The following is a 16,877-nucleotide window of genomic DNA, read 5'->3' as shown; positions in this document are numbered from 1 at the left end:
AACGTCATGCCGGACCCTTCGACCGGCTCAGGACAGGCCTGATCCGGCATCCAGAGTCGCAGGCGACGCCTTTTTTGGCCCTGGATGCCGGACCTGATCCGGCATGACGGCTTGGGAAGCGCCAAAACTGTGAATGTCGATCCGCCCTAGTGACCCTTATGAATCTGAAGTTCGTTCAACGCCAGCCAAATAGGGTGACGAACTTCAGATTCGGGTCACTGGCGGTTTTGGCGATTGCCTCGTTTGTAGACATATTGTCCTGAAATGATGCGTTTGTCCCATGACGGGACTTGCCTAACCGGCTGTTCACCCTGCTCCCCCGCCGGAGCAGCCAAAGGCTGAAACTGGCACGCCGATTGAATGGCTGTCCCCAACAAGAAGATGTCGCCAATAAAGTCGGGGAATATCGTGCAGATGCCATATCTTGCGAACCGCAAGAGCTATGAGGATGCCGCCGAACTCATCAGCCTGTTCGGCGACCATGCGGGCCATGAAGCGGCGGCGCGGGCCGACCGCAGCCTGAATCAGGGCAACCATCTCCATTTCTGCCATTGGCGACAGATCGAGCGGCTGATCCTGTTCCTCGCCCACGACCAGCCGCTGGGGACGATCCATTAGAGGATCGGGCCTTAACGCTGAGTGGGGACTGACGTCAGGATGCATCGATGGGAACTCATGCAGACCTGTTCCCCGGCCTACGCCGGGGAACAACCTGCCGACTGCAACTTGGTATGAGTTTTGCCGAAGGTCCGTGTCGAAGTATCAGATGCTGTGCCTAGGGCGGATCGACATTCACAGTTTTATGCGCTTCCCAAGCCGTCATGCCGGACCCGATCCGGCATGACGTTGAAAATCAGGCTGAGGCTTCTGCTTTAACCTGAATGTCGATCGGTCCTAGTCCCTCGATACGCCACCTCGATTTCACTCAATGCCTGCCGAGGTCGAAGGGGCTACTCGGAGCCTGCCTCCGCGAAGGCGGGGGACGTGACATCCCGCTCTGAAATCCGCCCTAAAGGCGCAGGCCCGCAGTTTCCGGCAGGCCGGCGAGGATGTTGAGGTTCTGGACGGCGGCGCCCGCTGCGCCCTTGCCCAGATTGTCGAGCGCGGCGACCAGGCGGGCCTGGCCGCTGTCCGCATTGCCGAACACGAACAGGGCGAGCCGGTCGGTCGCGCCGACATGCTCCAGCGCCACTTGCGTCAGGGAGGCGCTCTCTTCCAGTGAGGCGACGCCGACGAGGGGGGAGCCGGCATAGGCGGCGGCCAGTGCGGCCTGGATGTCGGCGACCGATGGCGCGCCCGGCATGGCGCGCAGTTGCAACGGCACCTCGACGATCATGCCGCGATAGGCGTCCGCCACGGCGGGCGCGAACAGCGGCGGATGGGTGAGGCCTGAATAGCGGGTCATTTCCGGCACATGCTTGTGGGCAAGGCTGAGGCCATAGGGGCGGAAGGCGGTCGGCACGCCGGCTTCGCCCTCATATTCGGCGATCATTGCCTTGCCGCCGCCCGAATAGCCTGATGCGCCCGACACCGTCACCGGCCAGTCGGCGGGCAACAGCCCGGCCAGCACCAGCGGCCGGACCAGTGCCAGAAAGCCGGTCGGCCAGCAGCCCGGATTGGCGACGAAGCGGCTGTTCGCCAGCTTTTCGCGATGGCCCGGTTCCAGTTCGGGGAAGCCGTAGGTCCAGCCGTCTGCGACGCGATGCGCGGTCGATGCGTCGATGACGCGCGTATGGTCGTTGTCGATCAGCGACACGGCTTCGCGGGCGGCGTCGTCGGGCAGGCAGAGAATGACGATGTCGGCGGCGTTGAGCGCGTCGCGGCGCGCGCCGGCGTCCCTGCGGTCCTTTTCCTCCAGCGCGATCAGCGACAGTTCGGGGCGGCCGGCCAGCCGGTCGCCAATCTCGATGCCGGTGGTGCCGTGGCCGCCGTCGATGAAGATGGCCGTGCTCATGCGCCGATCCTCCGCCGCGCGATGATCGGCTGGGCATGTGTGTCGGCAAGCCGCGCGACGACGTCCGCCAGCGGCTCTGCGACCACTGCCATCCAATGGGCATTGGCGTGCAGCAGCGTCTTGCCGTCGGTCATGATGCCGACATGACGGGGGAAGAAGATGATGTCGCCGCGCTGCAGGCGCGTTTCGCTGTCGATCGGCGCGCCGATGCCTTCGCATTGCAGGTCGGTGTCGCGCGGGACGGCGATACCGGCCGCGCCCAGCGCGACCTGCACCAGGCCCGAACAATCGACGCCGCGATGGCCGCGTCCGCCCCAGACATAGGGCTGACCCAGATAGCGTTCGGCGACGGCGACCCAATCCTGTTCCCGGTCCGCCGCCAGAGCGGCATGGCGGCTATGGATGAAGCCTTCGGCGCAGGCGATGAAGGCGCCCTGCACTTCGCCCGAAAAGCGCGCGCCGCGCGGCCAATAGTCGGCGATCGGCGACTTGATGTTGGGGCTGCTGAACAGCGGGGCGGTGGCCGTGGTGACGCGGTGGGTCGGCTGCTCCTCTATGTCCAGCGCATCACGCCGGACATAGCCGACATAGCCGTCATGGCCGCAAAAGCCCCAGGCCCAGTCCGTCGTCACGTCGAGCGCATGGAAGATTTCGCCGCGCAGCAATTCGCTGACCGCTTCGGATGTAGCGGCGGTGGCCGACAGGATCGGCGTGCCGGGGGCGACGCAGGTAAGCGGGACAGCGCGTGCATAATGGGCGGAAAAAAGCGTGCCCGCGAGCGCCAGATCGGCCAGGTCGCCGCGCGCCGCGTGGAGGCGGCGATCGAGCGCGACCGAACGGCCGTCTAGTGTGAACCGGGTTCTCTCAGGCGGTGTGTTCCGCGGGGGGGTGTCGGGGCCTGTCATCGCGCGCGGTTCCTGCGATGAAATGGTGAAAGGCGTCAAGGAATTCCGCCCCTTTCGAGGTCCGAGTGATGAAAATATTCCGACGATCGGCCACATCGCGCTCTCGTCGGAGATAACCGAGGGCCGAAAGCTTGTTGAGCGCACGGGTGATGACCGGCTTCGAGACGTGCAGAGTCTCCGCCAGGCCACGCACCGTATGCGGTCCGTCGCTGATATAGACCGTCATCATCAGGGCCATCTGGCGGTTGGTAAGGTCGGGTTTCCCCGACCGGACATAATCGACCAGCGTGCGCATCCACTGACGCAGCGGCTGCATGTCCGGGCGGTCGGTTTGGGCAGGCGATTCGGGCGCGTTCATGCCGCTTCAACGCGCGATGGCCAATCCGGTTGCGTAACGGATCGGCGCTTTATTGTAGCGTTAGGTGTCTTTACCGTAACGATGTTGCAGCAGGCGGAAAGCTGCCCGCATTCCAAGCGCTTCGCCCCCTTTTGGGCGTCCCGGCCTGGCCACCGGACGCCAGGCGAACGTATCGAGATGCAGCCAGGGCGTATCGTCGGGCACGAAACGCTTGAGGAACAGGGCGGCGGTGATCGCCCCGGCAAAGCCGCCTTCGCCCGCATTGTTGAGGTCGGCGATGTCCGATTTCAGCATATCGGCATAGCCGTCCCACAGCGGCAGGCGCCATGTCGGGTCGTCGACTTCCGCGCCCAGCGCGGCCATGTCCGCCGCCAGCCCGTCGTCATTGGCGAACAGGGCGGGGAGGTCGGGGCCGACCGCGACGCGCGCCGCTCCGGTCAGGGTGGCGAAATCGATGATGAGGTCCGGCTTTTCCTCCCCCGCGCGGGTCAGCGCGTCGCCCAGCACCAGCCGCCCTTCGGCGTCGGTGTTGCCGATCTCCACCGTCAGCCCCTTGCGCGTGCGCAATATGTCGCCGGGGCGGAAGGCCTTTCCGGAAATCGCATTTTCGGCCGCCGCGATCAGCAGATGGAGCCGCACCGGCAGATGCGCCGCCATGACGAGCCGGGCAAGCCCCAGCGCATGGGCCGCGCCGCCCATATCCTTCTTCATCAGGCGCATACCGGCCGACGGTTTGATGTCGAGGCCGCCGCTGTCGAAACAGATGCCCTTGCCCACCAGCGCGATGCGCGGATGGGATGGATCGCCCCAGGTCAGTTCGATCAGGCGCGGCGCGAAGCTCTTGTCCGCCGCCTTGCCGACGGCGTGGATCATTGGGAAACCCTGCTCCAGCGCGTCGCCGCGGGTCGTCGTGACGACCGCGCCAAAGGGTTTGGCGACCTTTTCCGCCGCCGCCTCCAGATCGGGCGGTCCCATATCGGCGGCGGGCGTATTGACCAGGTCACGCACCAGCGCCACGGCCTTGGCCAGTTGCACCGTCGGTTCGATCTGCGCCACGCTGCCGGTCAGCAGTACACGCGACCCGGCGGGCGCGTCATCCTTGCGATAGCGGTCGAAGCGATATTGCGCCGTCAGCCAGCCCAGCGCGGCGTCGCCCGGCGTGCCTTCCGCCAGCCTGTATGTTCCCTTGGGCAGGGTTTCCGCCAGCCGCGCAAGGCACCAGGGGCCTAGCGTTTCCTTACTGGCGACACCGACCGCCACCGACCAGTCGTCGGCCCCCTTGCCGGGCAGGATCGCCTGGTCGCCGGCCTTGCCCTTGAACCGCTGCGCCGCGACCAGCGTGCGCACCCGTTCGGGCTGGGCCGAAAGCCATGCCTCAAACCCCTTCGTGTCGATCACATGGATCGAATGGGCGGGTTGTTGCTTGTCTGCTTTGAGCAGATCGGAGAAATTGGTCATTGCGTGGATGTAAGGGAAAGCGATCGGCCATGAAAAGCCATTATTTTCGTCGTCCGCACCGCACGACCGGCCCATTCTTCCTTTGCGATATGAATGGCGGGGGCCTAGCTTCCTCCGCAGAACAGAGAAGGAGAAGGATGATGATTCATGGTGACGACCGCAGCCTGCAGGCGGTGCGCGCGCGCGCTTATATGCTGGCCGAGACGGGCCGGTTTGGCAACAGCAATGCCGTGCAGCAGGCGCTGATCGCCGAAGGCTGGTCCAATGCGGGCCGCGCGCTCGACAGCGACTATGCGCGCAAGGCGATCGGCGAACGCTGCCGCGCGGCGCAGGCGCATTGATGCGGGCCAAATTCATACAGGTCAGGGGGCTGGTTCCGGCGGCAGCGGCGCTGCTCGTCGCCTGTTCGCCGTCGCAGGACAAGGATGGGGCAGCGGGCAACGCGGCCGCCAATGCGGCGGCGGCCCGCTTCGTCGACCGGATGGCGGGAACGCCGCCACCGGCGCCTCCCGCCCCTTCCGGCCATGCCTTCGAAGAGAAGGACAAGAGCGACTTCCTGGAATTTTCCTATAGCTATCCGGCGCAGGCGGCGGCAGTTCCCTTCCTGGTCGAGAAGTTCGGCAAGGAAAGGACATCGTCCAAGGCCGACGCGCTCAAGATGGCGAAGGACGACAGCGCATCGGCGAAGCGATCGGACTATCCCTTCCGCCCGCACAGCCTGGAAACCCAATGGAGCGTCGCGGCGGACACGCCACGCTTCCTGTCGCTCCAGTCCCAGACCTATGTCTATACCGGCGGCGCGCATGGCATGACCGGCTATGACGCTGTGCTGTGGGACAAGGCGCGCAATCGGGAGACGAGCGTCAAGGCGCTGATGACCACGCCCGCCGCCTTCGCCGCCGCGATCCATGACCGCTTCTGCGCCGAACTGGACAAGCAGCGCGCGGAAAAGCGCGGCGAACCGGTTGTGCGCAGCGACGATGATTTCACCAAATGCATCGACCCGATGGAGCAGGTGCTTGTCCCCACGTCACAGGACGGCAAGCTGATCGACAGCATGACCTTCGTCATCGGTCCCTATAGCGCCGGTCCCTATGCGGAAGGCAGTTATGAGGTCGCGCTGCCCGTCGACACGGCGATGCGCAACGCGATCAAGACGGAGTATCAGGACGGTTTTGTGGCGCGATAACGCTTCTACTCACCGTCATCCCAGCGAAGGCTGGGATCTCACTTCTTCTTCAGCGCTTGGATCAAGAAAGAGAGATGCCAGCCTTCGCTGGAATGACGGAAGAAGATTAAACCGGCGCCCCATAGAGATCATGGTCGTCGGCATCCTCGATTCTGACGTCGAAAATGTCCCCGGCCTTCCGCCCTTCGCCCACGTCACGCAGGAAGACATTGCCATCGATCTCCGGCGCGTCGGCCTGGCTGCGGGCGGTCGCGCCGATGTTGCCATCCTCGCCCGGTTCGCCCACCTCATCGATGATGACCGGCAGGATACGACCGACCTTCGCCTGCAATTTCGCGGCGCTGATCGCAGCGGTCTTTTCCATGATGCGCTGGTAGCGTTCTTCCTTGACCTCTTCGGGCACCGCGCCGGGCAGATCGTTGGCGGCCGCCCCCTCGACCGGTTCGAAGCGGAAGGCGCCGACGCGGTCCAACTGCGCTTCGTCCAGCCAGTCGAGCAGATATTGGAAATCCGCCTCGCTCTCGCCGGGGAAGCCGACGACGAAGCTGGAGCGGATCGCGATGTCGGGGCAGATGTCGCGCCACTTGCGGATGCGGTCCAGCACCTTGGCTTCATTGGCCGGGCGCTTCATCGCTTTCAGCACCGATGGCGCGGCGTGCTGAAACGGGATGTCGAGATAGGGCGTCAGCAGCCCGTCGGCCATCAGCGGAATGACCTGATCGACATGGGGATAGGGATAGACATAGTGCAGCCGCACCCAGGGGGCGATGCCCTCCGCCGTGCGCAATTGCCCCAGTTCGCGCGCCATGTCGGTCATGTGCGCGCGCACGTCCCGGCCCTTCCACTGGCGGGTTTCGTGGCGCGTGTCGACGCCATAGGCCGAGGTATCCTGGCTGATGACCAGCAGTTCCTTCGTCCCGGCGGCAACAAGCTTTTCCGCCTCGCGCAGCACCGCGTCGATCCGGCGCGACGCCAGGTCGCCACGGATGGACGGAATGATGCAGAAGGAACAGCGATGGTTGCAGCCTTCGCTGATCTTCAGATAGCTGTAATGGCGCGGCGTCAGCTTCAGCCCGCCTTCGGGCACCAGGTCGACAAAGGCGTTGGGCACGGGCGGGGACGCTTCATGCACCGCATTCACCACCGCCTCATATTGATGCGCGCCGGTTACGGCCAGCACCTGCGGGAATTTCGCGCGGATCAGTTCCGCCTCATTGCCCATGCAGCCGGTGACGATGACGCGGCCATTTTCCGCGATCGCTTCGCCAATGGCTTCGAGCGATTCTTCCTTCGCCGAATCGAGAAAGCCGCAGGTGTTGACCAGCACGACGTCGGCGCCGGCATAGTCGGCGGACATCTGATAGCCGTCGGAGCGCAGCTTGGTGAGGATGCGTTCGCTGTCCACAAGAGCCTTGGGACAGCCGAGCGACACCATGCCGACTTTTGGCGGTTCGGGGATTTTGGTTGCCATGATCGGCGCGCACATAGGGATTTTTGCGCCAAATGTCACGGGGCCGTAGAAGGGGACCGGGAAAATGACGAAGGGCGCGCCATGCAGGCACGCCCTTCTTAAAAGTCAAGTATTTGTTTTTATTACATTTTATAGCTGATACGGGCGTAACCGAACTGGCCCGGCACATCATAGGTTGTGGGGTCGTAGTTGGGGCCGGTGCAGCTGAAGCAGGCTGGCGGGTCCTGGTTGAAGACATTGTTCACGCCGATCGTGAAGCTGGCGCGCCCGTCGAGGAAATTGGGCGTGAAGCTGAGCTGGACGTCGCCGTAGAAGGTGTTACCCAGGCGCCTGCCGTCCGCTTCCGTAACGCTGCGGATATAGCGGCCGGTGAACGATGCCGACACACTGTCCAGGCTCCAGTCGAGAACCGCATTGCCCTTGAACTTGGGATAGGACTGGTCCGGGAAGCCGCGCGTCGTGCCGCGATAGCTGGTGGTGGTGAAGCCATCGGCGGACGGGAAGGTTTCGGCATATTTCAGCAGGAAATTGCCGTTCACGGCGAAGCCGATATTGCCGACTCCGGTTTCGGGCGAGCGATAGTTGAACGTGACGTCGATGCCGCGCGTCTTGATGTCGCCGATATTCTGCAACCGGCCGTTGATCCGCGAAATAAGACCGCTGTTGGTGCGGGTGATCGATGCGCAGCTCAGCGGATCGCCCAGCAGGGCGCAGCGCGACAACGTCGTCTGGGGCGCGATGTTGGCGATCGCGTTGTTCACCTGGATGTCGTAATAATTGACCTCCAGGCTCAATGTGCTCGCGAAACCGCTGTTGCGCGCCCAGGATGGGCTGTAGACGCCGCCGAACAGCCAGGTCTTCGACGTTTCGGGCTTCAACTGGTCGTTGCCGCCCGTCAGGACGCCCAACTGGCCCCCGGTGGGTTCGTCGTAGCTGCCGTTGGCTGGTACGCCATTGGCGATGCAGTTCGCCCTGACGGTCGGGTTGGAATTGAACAAGCCACCCGCTGCGCTGGTGCACGGATCGTCGATCGGTGCGTCGGAACGCGATTCGGCCCCGAACAGTTCGCCGATGCTGGGTGCGCGGAAACCTTCTGCATAGGAACCGCGCAGCAGCAGGTCGGCGACCGGTTTCCACAGGACCGACCCGGTGAGGGTGGTGCTGCTGCCGCTGGTCGAATAATTGGCGTGGCGCACCGCGCCGTCCAGGTCGAGCGAATGGAAGAAAGGCGTGTTCCTCAACACGGGAACGCGCAATTCGGCATAGACTTCGTCGGAATTATAATGGCCCTTGGCCGGCTGTGCGGGGATGTCCGCGCCCAGGCCGGCGGTAATGACGGGGTCGGGCGTGAAGCTGCCTTGCTGGAAACGATGTTCGTAGCCGATCGCCAGTCCCACGGGACCGGCGGGCAGGTCGAACAGGTCGCCCGACAGGTTCGCGGTATAATCCCGGATCTGCTGGCTGGAGCGGGCCTTTTCGTCGAACGCGACGAAGGCCAGCATTTCCGGCGTCACCGAACCTGCGCCGCCGAAGATGTTGAACGGCACGCAGGGCGCCACGCAGTCGGCCACGGGACCAAGGGCCTGCTGCAACTTGGCGGCGTTGATGTTGCCGGTGAAGAGCTGCTTGGCGTCGTTGAAGCCGATGAAGGCGGTCGCGTCCCAATACCATTTATGGTCGCCGATATGGAACGACCCGTCGAGGCCGCCGGACATGGTCATGGTGTCGACCGTCTGGCTGTAGGTGCGCTGGCCTGCCTCGACCAGGCGACGGCGCACGGTCGAATAGGTGGGCGTGTCGCCGCTCGTCCCGGCCGACAGGGTGTAGCCGAAGGGGTTGTACGGATTGGTGGCGTCGATCGATATGGTGTCGAGCAGATTGCCGTTGCCCGCGTCAGGGCCGACGAACAGGGGCAGGAACGCCGCCTGGTTCTGCGATTTGCGGTGGTTATAGACCAGCTTCGCGCGGAAATTGATGTTGTCGCTCAATTCCTGTTTCACGCTGAGGAAGCCGCCATATCGTTCCGAAGGCGTCAGGAAATAATTATAGGGCGAGAAGTTGAACCGGTCGGCGGTCGTAAAGGCGCGGAAGTCGCTGTTCGGGCCGGTCGGGTTCAGCGGATCATAGCGCCCGCGCCCGTTAAGCGGCGGATTTTTGGGCGTCAGCACCGGCGTGCCATTACCAAGGTCGATGAAGCCGTTAAGCGGCGCACTGGAGCATCCGCCGATCGGATCGGAACAACTGGTCTGGCCCGGATTGGGGAATTGGGACGTCTTGCGGTCGCGGGTGAGGACCGCTTCCTGCTTCACATAGCTGACGCCGAACACGACGTTGGTGGTCGGTCCCTTGACGCCGTAGCTCAGTTGATAATCCTGGGTGTGGCCGTCCCCCTGGCGGTAGGTGCCGAACTGGGCTGAGGCCTGCAATCCTTCCTGAGTGGCCTTGGTAATGATGTTGACCACGCCCGCCAGCGCGTCAGAACCGTAGAGAGGCGACTGGCCCGATTGCAGCACCTCGATCCGTTCGATCATGTTGGCCGGGATGGTGTTGAGGTCGACCGTGGACGGGATGCCACTCGCCGACGCGCCGTTGACGTAGCGCATACCGTCGACAAGGACGAGCGTGCGCTTGGCGCCGAGGTAGCGCAGGTCGATTTCCGCCGAACCCGCGCCGACGCCGCCGCCGTCCGGTGGATTGCCAATATTGCCGCTATTATTGACCTTGCTGTTGAGGCCGCCGCTCGCGCTTGGCAGGCGTTGCAGCACGTCGGCCACGGCCGACAGGCCGGTCCTGGCGAGCGCCGTCTGATCGACGGTGATGACCGGGGAATCCTGTTCCAGCGGGTTCTGGCGAATGCGGGAGCCGGTGACGATGATGGCGTCGCCATCATCGGCCTGCGGCGCGGTGGACTGGGCAAAGGCGGGAACGGTCCAGGCGACGACGGAAAGCATGACGCCGCATTGCAAGGCACTCTTCAAGCGCATGATGATGACACCCCTTTTTTCAACCTGCGAAGGAGTGTTTCCGTTTTACTACAGCATAGCAATTAGGGCGGCCGGTCCTGTAGCGCGAATTTTTCAACATGTTGCCGGGCCGCAACAAGAATATTCGGTTCGTCTTCGATCGGGAACTATTCGTCGGACGGCGGGGTGAGTCGCGTCTTTTCTTCTACAATCTCGATGATGAGATCGCCGGTCTGGAGCTGCCGCGCGGCGTCCTCCCAGAAACCGATCGGCCGGTCGTCGCGATAGATGCGCACGCCCAGGCCCGTCCGGATGGCCGACAACGGCCCGCCAATCTCCTCCGGCAGGACGAAGCGTTCGGTGATGTGCACCCGCCCGCCCGATCCCGCCAGGTCCGCCATATAGTCGGCAATATGCCTGCCGTCGGTGCTGCCCGCCAGCAACAGCCCGGCGAAGCTGACCGGGTTGATGACCGTGGTCGCGCCCGCCTGCCGCGCGGGCAGTTCATTATCCTCATTGCGCACGACGATGCTGATCGGCAGGCGCGGGGAGAGGTGCCGGGCGGTCAGGGTGATGAGGATGGACGTGTCGTCGCGCCCCGCCGACACGATCATGCTGCGCGCGCGGTGGATGGCGACATCCTTCAGCGTCCTGTCGCGGGTGGAATCGCCGCACAGGACGTTGCAGCCCCGCGCTTCGGCCAGTTCCAGCGCGCGTTCGCTGCCGTCGATGACGACGATTTCGCGCGGGTCGATGCCGCGGGCGAGCAGTTCGTTCACCGCCTCCTGCCCGCTGGTGCCAAAGCCGGTGACGATGATGTGGTTGTGCAGATCGGCCTGGATGCGTGCCATACGCCACCTGTAAAGGATGTTGCGGAAAAAGAGATTATAGGCGGTGCCAAGGAAGATCAGCCAGACGAACAGGCGGATCGGCGTCACGAAGACGGATTCGAACAGCCGCGCTTGCGGCGTTACCGGCACGATGTCGCCATAGCCGACCGTGGTGACGGTCATCGTCGTGAAGTAGAGGATGTCGACGAAGCTGATCTGGTTGTCGTAATTATCTCTGAGCCCGGTGCGCCCAAACCAGTGGAGCACCACCACCAGGGCGATGAGGCCGAGCACCAGCGCCACGCGCCATGCCAGGTCTGCCCACATCGGCAGCGAAGAGCGCCGCCGCAGAAATCCGGCCGTGGGAGAGGAAGGGGACGGCCGGTTGATCCTCATGCGGGGGCAAGCGGCATAAGAGGGGGCACCGGCGCGCGGTTCAGACTGGCGAAGGCATGGGGCGGGCGCTGCATCCGCCTAGATGTATCGCATCGCGCGGCCGTTGCCAGCCCTCTTGGAGTCGGATGACATATGTCTGAATCGTCATTGCGAGCGCAGCGAAGCAATCCATCGTCGGATCATGGATTGCCTCGCTGCGCTCGCAATGACGAGTGGGATCAATATAACGTCATCCGGCCCTAGCGCGGCGCGATCTTCGTGATCCCGCCCATATAGGGGGCCAGCACGTTCGGCACGATGACGCTGCCGTCGGCCTGCTGATAGTTCTCCAGCACCGCGACCAGCGTGCGGCCGACCGCCAGGCCCGACCCGTTCAGTGTGTGCAGGAACAGGGTCTGCTTGGCGCCCTCCGGCTTGGTGCGGGCGTTCATGCGCCGGGCCTGGAAATCGCCGCAGTTGGAGACGGAGCTGATCTCGCGATAGGTGTTCTGGCTGGGCAGCCAGACTTCCAGATCGTACGTCTTGCGCGCGCCAAAGCCCATGTCGCCAGTGCAGAGCAGCATCTTGCGATAGGGCAGGTTCAGTGCCTGCAATATGCCCTCGGCCGCCGCGACCATGCGTTCATGCTCGGCCTCGGACTCGTCGGGCTGGCAGATGGCGACCAGTTCGACCTTCTCGAACTGATGCTGGCGGATGAAGCCGCGCGTGTCGCGGCCCGCCGATCCCGCCTCGGACCGGAAGCAGGGGGTCAGCGCGGTCAGGCGGATCGGCAGGCTTTCCACCGGCACGATCTGCTCCCGCACCAAGTTGGTGAGGCTGACTTCGGCGGTCGGGATCAGCCAGCGGCCGTCGGTGGTCCTGAACAGATCCTCGGCGAACTTCGGTAGCTGTCCGGTGCCGAACAGCGCTTCGTCGCGGACCAGCAGCGGCGGATTGGTTTCCTCATAGCCGTTGGCGGTCGTCTGGGTGTCGAGCATATATTGCGCCAGCGCGCGGTGCAGCCGGGCCATCGCCCCGCGTAGCGCGGTGAAGCGCGCGCCGGACAGGGCTGCGCCACCCTCGAAATCCAGACCCAGCGCCGGGCCGAAATCGGCATGGTCCTGCGGGGTGAAATCGAACGCGCGCGGCGTACCCCAGCGGCTGAGTTCCACATTGTCCGCCTCGTCCGCGCCCTGCGGCACGTCGTCGGCCGGCAGGTTGGGGATAGCGGCGAGCATCGCGGTCAGCGCCTCACCGGTGTCGCGGTCCTCCGCTTCCAGCGCGGGCATCCGTTCCTTGAGCGCCGCGACTTCCGCCTTCAGCGCCTCGGCCGTCTCCGCGTCCTTGGCGGCCATGGCCTGACCGATCGCCTTGCTCGCCTCGTTGCGACGGGCCTGACCCTGCTGCAATTCGGTCTTGATCGCGCGGCTCTTCTCATCGATTGCCAATATGTCGGCGGAGAGCGGCGACAGGCCGCGCCGGGCGAGGGCGGCGTCGAAAGCGGCGGGGTTTTCGCGGATGAAGCGGATGTCATGCATGGGCCAGTCCTATGCCGCCGCGTGACCGGCCGCGCAACCCTGCGTGCCGCCCGTACGCGAATAGCCTGTCCTTCATAGCCGCTTCTTATGCCAACTCGCATTGATTGGAGCCAACCTGTTCCCCGGCGCAGGCCGGGGTCCAGTTCCACGGTCTGAACTGGACCCCGGCCTGCGCCGGGGAACAATGGCTCATTGCGATGACGAGATATAGGCTTGCAGCTTGCTACTATCCCGCAGGAAGCGGGGATTTACGCCGCGGCCTGCACCTTGCGTTCGGCAAAGCGGCGGCGCGCCACCAGCGCGACGGCGGCCGCGCCGAAGAGCAGGACCATCGGCGGCGCCGGAACGTCGGTGCCGCCCGTGCTGGTCGATCCGCCGCTCGAACTGCTGGAGCTGCTGCTGGATGAGGCGCTGCTGCTCGACGTGGAGGAGGAGGAACTGCCCGTGCTGCCGAAGCTCGACGATCCGCCTGACGAGGACGAACTGCCAGACGATCCGCTGCTGCCGCTTGAGCCGGGATGATCCGGCTTGTCCCCGCCCGAACTGCTCGATGAAGAACTGGACGATGAAGCGGAGGATGACGAGCTTGAACTGGACGAAGACGAGCTGCTGCTGACGCCCGACGAAGTCGAGACATTGCCGCTCGACGTGGAAACGCCGCCGGTCGAGGTCGATACGCCGCCCGTTGAGGTGGAGACGCCACCGGTTGACGTGGAAACACCGCCCGTCGTCGAACTGGTCGAACTGCTGACGCCGCCGGTCGAGCTGCTGGTGGAGGAGATCACCACCGATCCGCCGCCGCTTCCGCCGCCGCCGCCACCGAAGAAGCCGCCGATGAACCCGCCGCCGCCGAAGCCGCCGCTTCCGCCCATCACCACCGGCACCGCGCCGCCGCCGCCCGACATCATCGGCATTTCGGCCACGGGGGCGGGCAGGGGAATGGGGGCCGGCTGGCTGGTCACGGTCACGGTCTGCGGCGCGCAGGCGGTGACGGTCTTGACCACCTTCCGCTTCACGGTGCGCACGGCGTAGCGCATCCTGGGCGCGGCCTTGGCGCTCTTGTAGCTGTGGACCACGGCCGGACGCGCACTTTCGGCGACATGCACGGCGCCCCCGCCGATGATCGCTCCGCCGCAAGTGCAGGCGCATAATTTGGCCAACGCCATCCGTACCGACATAGGATCCACTCTTATCTTGTTGCCCCTCATCCAGCCGTCCATGGATGAGGATGGCGGATATAGGGAACTCCCTATGCGCATGAACGCAAAAGAAAGGGTTAATCGCAATGTTGTTAACCCTGATTCGATCCCGCAAGTCGAGGCAAATCCGGCTTCCTCCTCAATGGATATGGTTAACGTCCCACTATGGAACGCATGGGCGGACTGCCGTGCCGGACTCCGGCAACTGGTCGCCGTCCACCAGCTTGCGGCAAAATCATCCAAATGAAGGTCTAAGTTGCTGAATGCCCGCTTGTGTCGTCCCGCGCCCATGGCTATGAGGCGCGCTCAATGAAAAGTCATGGGCGCCCCGGAGTGTCTAGCATCGGGGCCAATGAGTCGGAGAGCCAGATGGCATCGGTCCTGAATTCCGATAAAGACGGCGAAAAGCCGCCCAAATCGACGGTAACACTTCCCCCTGACTATCGCCCTTCGCCTGACGAAGAGTTCATGAATCCCGTGCAACTGGAATATTTCCGGCAGCGTCTTTGGGACTGGAAGAAACAGATACTGGCCGAAGCGGAGGGCACGCTGGCCGTGCTTCAGAATGAACCGCTGCGCGAACCAGACCTCAACGATCGCGCATCGAGCGAAACCGACTGGTCGATCGAGCTGCGCACCCGCGACCGCCAGCGCAAGCTCATTTCCAAGATCGACGCCGCGCTGCGCCGGATCGACGACGGCGAATATGGCTATTGCGAAGTGACGGGGGAACCGATTTCGCTCGGCCGGCTGGAAGCCCGCCCGATCGCAACCATGACCGTCGAGGCGCAGGAGCGTCATGAGCGGCAGGAAAAGATCTCCCGCGACGATTGATTAACCTTTTTTCCATCCCCCACGCATAGGCTGCCGATTGAATAATGGCAGCTAGTTGCGGATTTGGTATGGACGACGAACAGGGCATTTCCGATCGAGGGCCGGCGCGGGCCGCGCCGCGCGACAGCCTGTTCCTGTTGACCAATCTCTGTACGTCCGATGGCGCGCCGTTGGGCAAGGCCCGCATTCGCAATCTGTCGGCAACCGGGCTGATGGCGGATTGCGAGGGCGCCGTGGCGGTGGGCGCGCGCATCGCGCTGGACCTGCGCGGCGTGGGCAGGGTCAGCGGCCGTGTCGTCTGGTCGCGCGAAAACAAGATCGGCGTAGCTTTTGACGAAGCGATCGATCCGCAGCTTGCGCGCAAGCCGGTGGCGTCCGACGCATCGCAGCGGATGTCGGACTATCTGCGGTTGCATCAACCGCCGACATGGCGCCGCTGATTCGTTTTTTCAGCCGATTGGAGCGGGATGATCTTGCTCGCAATGGCGGGGTCAGGCTGATGTCATCAGGACCTGAAAAAAACCGCGAACCGATGGTTACGGGTTTTGTTCTGCGGTCGATCCGCTCTTCTTTTTTAGGGCCGGGCGGGCCGGACCCGCGGTCTGCGCCGCTGGATACCGACCTCCTCCCGGATTGACGACGGCCCGTCAGTGCTGCGCCATTTCTTCCTTCAACCGCAATTTCTGCTTTTTGAGCGAGGCCACCAGAATCGCGTCGGGCATGGGCCGACTCGATTCCGCCTTGATTCGGGCTTCAAGGCCGGCGTGCTTGGCTGAAAGAGCTGAAATATGGGTGTTTTCCATGACATTCTCCTTACGAGGGCGATGGATGACGAAGTAGATCATGATTCGGAATGCCTGTCGCGGGCAGATTCGGCCGTTGCGATGGACTGCGGGTAAATTTGCGGTGGCCCGTCCGCCGTCGCGGCGCTATTGATGATCGTTCGGGTAGCAATCAGGGTGCGAACGGGCAGGATGCGAGCGGGACGGTGAGCCGGGAAGATATCATGCGCCGCCTGGAATCGCTGCGGGTCGAGCATCGCGATCTCGACAGCGCCATTGCCGCGCTGGTGGATACGGGCGGCGGCGACCAGATGCAGATCGCCCGACTCAAGAAACGCAAGCTGCGCCTGCGCGACGAAATCGCGCTGCTGGAGGACCAACTGGTTCCGGACATCATCGCCTGACGATCCGTCCCATTCAGCGCTTTTTCCCCTGACCATCGCCGACCGGCCCCGAATGGGACAGGAACTGCAAATGGTCGTTAACACGCCTGACAGATTGGCATTTTTATGTCAGTGATCGACCATGAGGAACGCAGCCTTTCTTAATCCCGGCCTTCATCGACGCCTGGTCGATGGCCTATATGGCGAGGCGATGATGATGGCGGATGAGGCGCGTTCCTATTTCGACGGCGTCGCTCAGGGCGACAAGGATATCCAGGAACCGTTGCGCCGCGTCGCCTTCGCCTGCGAATCGCTCAAGGTGACGACCCGGTTGATGCACATCATCGCCTGGTTGCTGAGCCAGCGCGCCTGGCAGCGGGGCGAGATTGGCGACGCCGACCTGACCGACGAGAAATACAGGCTGGGGAGGGCCACCCTGACAGACGTCGCCCAGGTGGCGGATTTCCCCTTTCCCGCCCGCGCGCTGATCGAGGCGAGCCAGGATCTCTACAACCGTGTCGCCCGCTTGCAGGCCCGGCTGGACCGGGACTCGGTCTTGTCCGATCCCGGCCCGGCGCGCGCGTTGCTCGATCGGCTCAACACGGCTTTTTGACGGCATCGCCTGTCTTGGCGCTTCT

At 64.0% G+C, this 16,877-nt stretch carries 20 protein-coding genes; 11 read left to right on the top strand and 9 right to left on the bottom strand.

Features of this window, described 5'->3' with window-relative positions:
• The first annotated feature begins 414 nt into the window (after positions 1-414).
• Positions 415-618 (top strand): hypothetical protein, encoded by a 204-nt coding sequence (locus MOK15_RS07510; protein ID WP_242931027.1) that lies wholly within the window; start codon positions 415-417, stop codon positions 616-618.
• Positions 619-1,009: 391 nt separating this feature from the next.
• Here MOK15_RS07510 and argC read toward each other — a convergent pair whose 3' ends face one another.
• From argC to MOK15_RS07490, 4 genes are read right to left on the bottom strand one after another with little or no spacing between them, the layout of a single operon-like run.
• Positions 1,010-1,954: an N-acetyl-gamma-glutamyl-phosphate reductase gene (gene argC / locus MOK15_RS07505; RefSeq protein WP_242931026.1), complete on the bottom strand. Its 945-nt coding sequence runs from the start codon at positions 1,952-1,954 to the stop codon at positions 1,010-1,012.
• Positions 1,951-2,859: an NlpC/P60 family protein gene (locus MOK15_RS07500; RefSeq protein ID WP_242931025.1), complete on the bottom strand. Its 909-nt coding sequence runs from the start codon at positions 2,857-2,859 to the stop codon at positions 1,951-1,953. The genes argC and MOK15_RS07500 overlap by 4 nt, the downstream gene beginning before the upstream one ends.
• Complete coding sequence (locus MOK15_RS07495) at positions 2,819-3,217, bottom strand: MarR family winged helix-turn-helix transcriptional regulator (RefSeq protein WP_242931024.1); 399 nt, start codon at positions 3,215-3,217, stop codon at positions 2,819-2,821. Before MOK15_RS07495 ends, MOK15_RS07500 begins: the two co-directional genes overlap by 41 nt.
• 60 nt (positions 3,218-3,277) lie before the next feature.
• Complete coding sequence (locus MOK15_RS07490) at positions 3,278-4,675, bottom strand: leucyl aminopeptidase family protein (RefSeq protein WP_242931023.1); 1,398 nt, start codon at positions 4,673-4,675, stop codon at positions 3,278-3,280.
• A 140-nt stretch (positions 4,676-4,815) separates the two neighbouring features.
• Between MOK15_RS07490 and MOK15_RS07485 the strand changes: the two genes are divergently transcribed.
• Both MOK15_RS07485 and MOK15_RS07480 read left to right on the top strand, forming a co-directional pair.
• Positions 4,816-5,016, top strand: a complete 201-nt coding sequence (locus MOK15_RS07485; RefSeq protein ID WP_242932675.1) for a hypothetical protein — start codon at positions 4,816-4,818, stop codon at positions 5,014-5,016.
• Positions 5,016-5,864, top strand: a complete 849-nt coding sequence (locus tag MOK15_RS07480; RefSeq protein WP_242931022.1) for a DUF4163 domain-containing protein — start codon at positions 5,016-5,018, stop codon at positions 5,862-5,864. The genes MOK15_RS07485 and MOK15_RS07480 overlap by 1 nt, the downstream gene beginning before the upstream one ends.
• Before the next feature lie 106 nt (positions 5,865-5,970).
• Here MOK15_RS07480 and rimO read toward each other — a convergent pair whose 3' ends face one another.
• The 4 genes from rimO to serS form a co-directional block, all read right to left on the bottom strand.
• On the bottom strand, positions 5,971-7,350 hold the full coding sequence (gene rimO / locus MOK15_RS07475) for a 30S ribosomal protein S12 methylthiotransferase RimO (RefSeq protein WP_242931021.1): 1,380 nt from the start codon (positions 7,348-7,350) through the stop codon (positions 5,971-5,973).
• Positions 7,351-7,457: 107 nt separating this feature from the next.
• Positions 7,458-10,319 (bottom strand): TonB-dependent receptor, encoded by a 2,862-nt coding sequence (locus tag MOK15_RS07470; RefSeq protein ID WP_242931020.1) that lies wholly within the window; start codon positions 10,317-10,319, stop codon positions 7,458-7,460.
• Positions 10,320-10,465: 146 nt separating this feature from the next.
• On the bottom strand, positions 10,466-11,524 hold the full coding sequence (locus MOK15_RS07465) for a potassium channel family protein (RefSeq protein ID WP_242931019.1): 1,059 nt from the start codon (positions 11,522-11,524) through the stop codon (positions 10,466-10,468).
• A 239-nt stretch (positions 11,525-11,763) separates the two neighbouring features.
• Positions 11,764-13,041, bottom strand: coding sequence for a serine--tRNA ligase (serS, locus tag MOK15_RS07460; RefSeq protein ID WP_242931018.1), 1,278 nt, complete (start codon positions 13,039-13,041; stop codon positions 11,764-11,766).
• Between the two features lie 213 nt (positions 13,042-13,254).
• On the opposite strand from serS, the gene MOK15_RS07455 reads away from it, so the two are divergent.
• From MOK15_RS07455 to MOK15_RS07430, 6 genes are all read left to right on the top strand, one after another.
• Positions 13,255-13,563: a hypothetical protein gene (locus MOK15_RS07455; protein WP_242931017.1), complete on the top strand. Its 309-nt coding sequence runs from the start codon at positions 13,255-13,257 to the stop codon at positions 13,561-13,563.
• A gap of 6 nt (positions 13,564-13,569) precedes the next feature.
• The gene (locus MOK15_RS07450) at positions 13,570-14,073 is read left to right on the top strand and encodes a hypothetical protein (protein WP_242931016.1); all 504 of its coding nucleotides are present in this window, start codon (positions 13,570-13,572) and stop codon (positions 14,071-14,073) included.
• 87 nt (positions 14,074-14,160) lie between these two features.
• Positions 14,161-14,487: a hypothetical protein gene (locus tag MOK15_RS07445; RefSeq protein ID WP_242931015.1), complete on the top strand. Its 327-nt coding sequence runs from the start codon at positions 14,161-14,163 to the stop codon at positions 14,485-14,487.
• 122 nt (positions 14,488-14,609) lie between these two features.
• On the top strand, positions 14,610-15,074 hold the full coding sequence (gene dksA, locus MOK15_RS07440) for an RNA polymerase-binding protein DksA (RefSeq protein ID WP_242931014.1): 465 nt from the start codon (positions 14,610-14,612) through the stop codon (positions 15,072-15,074).
• Positions 15,075-15,142: 68 nt separating this feature from the next.
• On the top strand, positions 15,143-15,514 hold the full coding sequence (locus tag MOK15_RS07435; protein WP_242931013.1) for a PilZ domain-containing protein: 372 nt from the start codon (positions 15,143-15,145) through the stop codon (positions 15,512-15,514).
• Positions 15,502-15,711 (top strand): hypothetical protein, encoded by a 210-nt coding sequence (locus MOK15_RS07430; RefSeq protein ID WP_242931012.1) that lies wholly within the window; start codon positions 15,502-15,504, stop codon positions 15,709-15,711. Before MOK15_RS07435 ends, MOK15_RS07430 begins: the two co-directional genes overlap by 13 nt.
• Positions 15,712-15,721: 10 nt before the next feature.
• Here MOK15_RS07430 and MOK15_RS07425 read toward each other — a convergent pair whose 3' ends face one another.
• Positions 15,722-15,877, bottom strand: coding sequence for a YdcH family protein (locus MOK15_RS07425; protein WP_242931011.1), 156 nt, complete (start codon positions 15,875-15,877; stop codon positions 15,722-15,724).
• A gap of 203 nt (positions 15,878-16,080) precedes the next feature.
• On the opposite strand from MOK15_RS07425, the gene MOK15_RS07420 reads away from it, so the two are divergent.
• Positions 16,081-16,260 carry a DUF465 domain-containing protein gene (locus tag MOK15_RS07420; protein WP_242932674.1) on the top strand — a complete coding sequence of 60 codons (180 nt, stop codon included), beginning with the start codon at positions 16,081-16,083 and terminating at the stop codon, positions 16,258-16,260.
• A 121-nt stretch (positions 16,261-16,381) separates the two neighbouring features.
• Complete coding sequence (locus tag MOK15_RS07415; RefSeq protein WP_242931010.1) at positions 16,382-16,852, top strand: DUF1465 family protein; 471 nt, start codon at positions 16,382-16,384, stop codon at positions 16,850-16,852.
• The last annotated feature ends 25 nt before the right edge of the window (positions 16,853-16,877 follow it).

It is taken from the genome of Sphingobium sp. BYY-5, from assembly GCF_022758885.1.
Lineage (GTDB): Bacteria > Pseudomonadota > Alphaproteobacteria > Sphingomonadales > Sphingomonadaceae > Sphingobium.
Note: the sequence above shows the minus strand (reverse complement) of the source record. Positions and strands in the feature narration are given on the sequence as shown.

Excerpts from the sequence above, each read along its gene's own strand:
- MOK15_RS07510 (WP_242931027.1), top strand. The coding sequence starts at position 415 with ATGCCATATCTTGCGAACCGCAAGAGCTATGAGGATGCCGCCGAACTC.
- argC (WP_242931026.1), bottom strand. The coding sequence starts at position 1,954 with ATGAGCACGGCCATCTTCATCGACGGCGGCCACGGCACCACCGGCATC.
- MOK15_RS07500 (WP_242931025.1), bottom strand. The coding sequence starts at position 2,859 with ATGACAGGCCCCGACACCCCCCCGCGGAACACACCGCCTGAGAGAACC.
- MOK15_RS07495 (WP_242931024.1), bottom strand. The coding sequence starts at position 3,217 with ATGAACGCGCCCGAATCGCCTGCCCAAACCGACCGCCCGGACATGCAG.
- MOK15_RS07490 (WP_242931023.1), bottom strand. The coding sequence starts at position 4,675 with ATGACCAATTTCTCCGATCTGCTCAAAGCAGACAAGCAACAACCCGCC.
- MOK15_RS07485 (WP_242932675.1), top strand. The coding sequence starts at position 4,816 with ATGATTCATGGTGACGACCGCAGCCTGCAGGCGGTGCGCGCGCGCGCT.
- MOK15_RS07480 (WP_242931022.1), top strand. The coding sequence starts at position 5,016 with ATGCGGGCCAAATTCATACAGGTCAGGGGGCTGGTTCCGGCGGCAGCG.
- rimO (WP_242931021.1), bottom strand. The coding sequence starts at position 7,350 with ATGTGCGCGCCGATCATGGCAACCAAAATCCCCGAACCGCCAAAAGTC.
- MOK15_RS07470 (WP_242931020.1), bottom strand. The coding sequence starts at position 10,319 with ATGCGCTTGAAGAGTGCCTTGCAATGCGGCGTCATGCTTTCCGTCGTC.
- MOK15_RS07465 (WP_242931019.1), bottom strand. The coding sequence starts at position 11,524 with ATGAGGATCAACCGGCCGTCCCCTTCCTCTCCCACGGCCGGATTTCTG.
- serS (WP_242931018.1), bottom strand. The coding sequence starts at position 13,041 with ATGCATGACATCCGCTTCATCCGCGAAAACCCCGCCGCTTTCGACGCC.
- MOK15_RS07445 (WP_242931015.1), top strand. The coding sequence starts at position 14,161 with ATGATCGCTCCGCCGCAAGTGCAGGCGCATAATTTGGCCAACGCCATC.
- dksA (WP_242931014.1), top strand. The coding sequence starts at position 14,610 with ATGGCATCGGTCCTGAATTCCGATAAAGACGGCGAAAAGCCGCCCAAA.
- MOK15_RS07435 (WP_242931013.1), top strand. The coding sequence starts at position 15,143 with ATGGACGACGAACAGGGCATTTCCGATCGAGGGCCGGCGCGGGCCGCG.
- MOK15_RS07430 (WP_242931012.1), top strand. The coding sequence starts at position 15,502 with ATGGCGCCGCTGATTCGTTTTTTCAGCCGATTGGAGCGGGATGATCTT.
- MOK15_RS07425 (WP_242931011.1), bottom strand. The coding sequence starts at position 15,877 with ATGGAAAACACCCATATTTCAGCTCTTTCAGCCAAGCACGCCGGCCTT.
- MOK15_RS07420 (WP_242932674.1), top strand. The coding sequence starts at position 16,081 with ATGCGCCGCCTGGAATCGCTGCGGGTCGAGCATCGCGATCTCGACAGC.
- MOK15_RS07415 (WP_242931010.1), top strand. The coding sequence starts at position 16,382 with ATGAGGAACGCAGCCTTTCTTAATCCCGGCCTTCATCGACGCCTGGTC.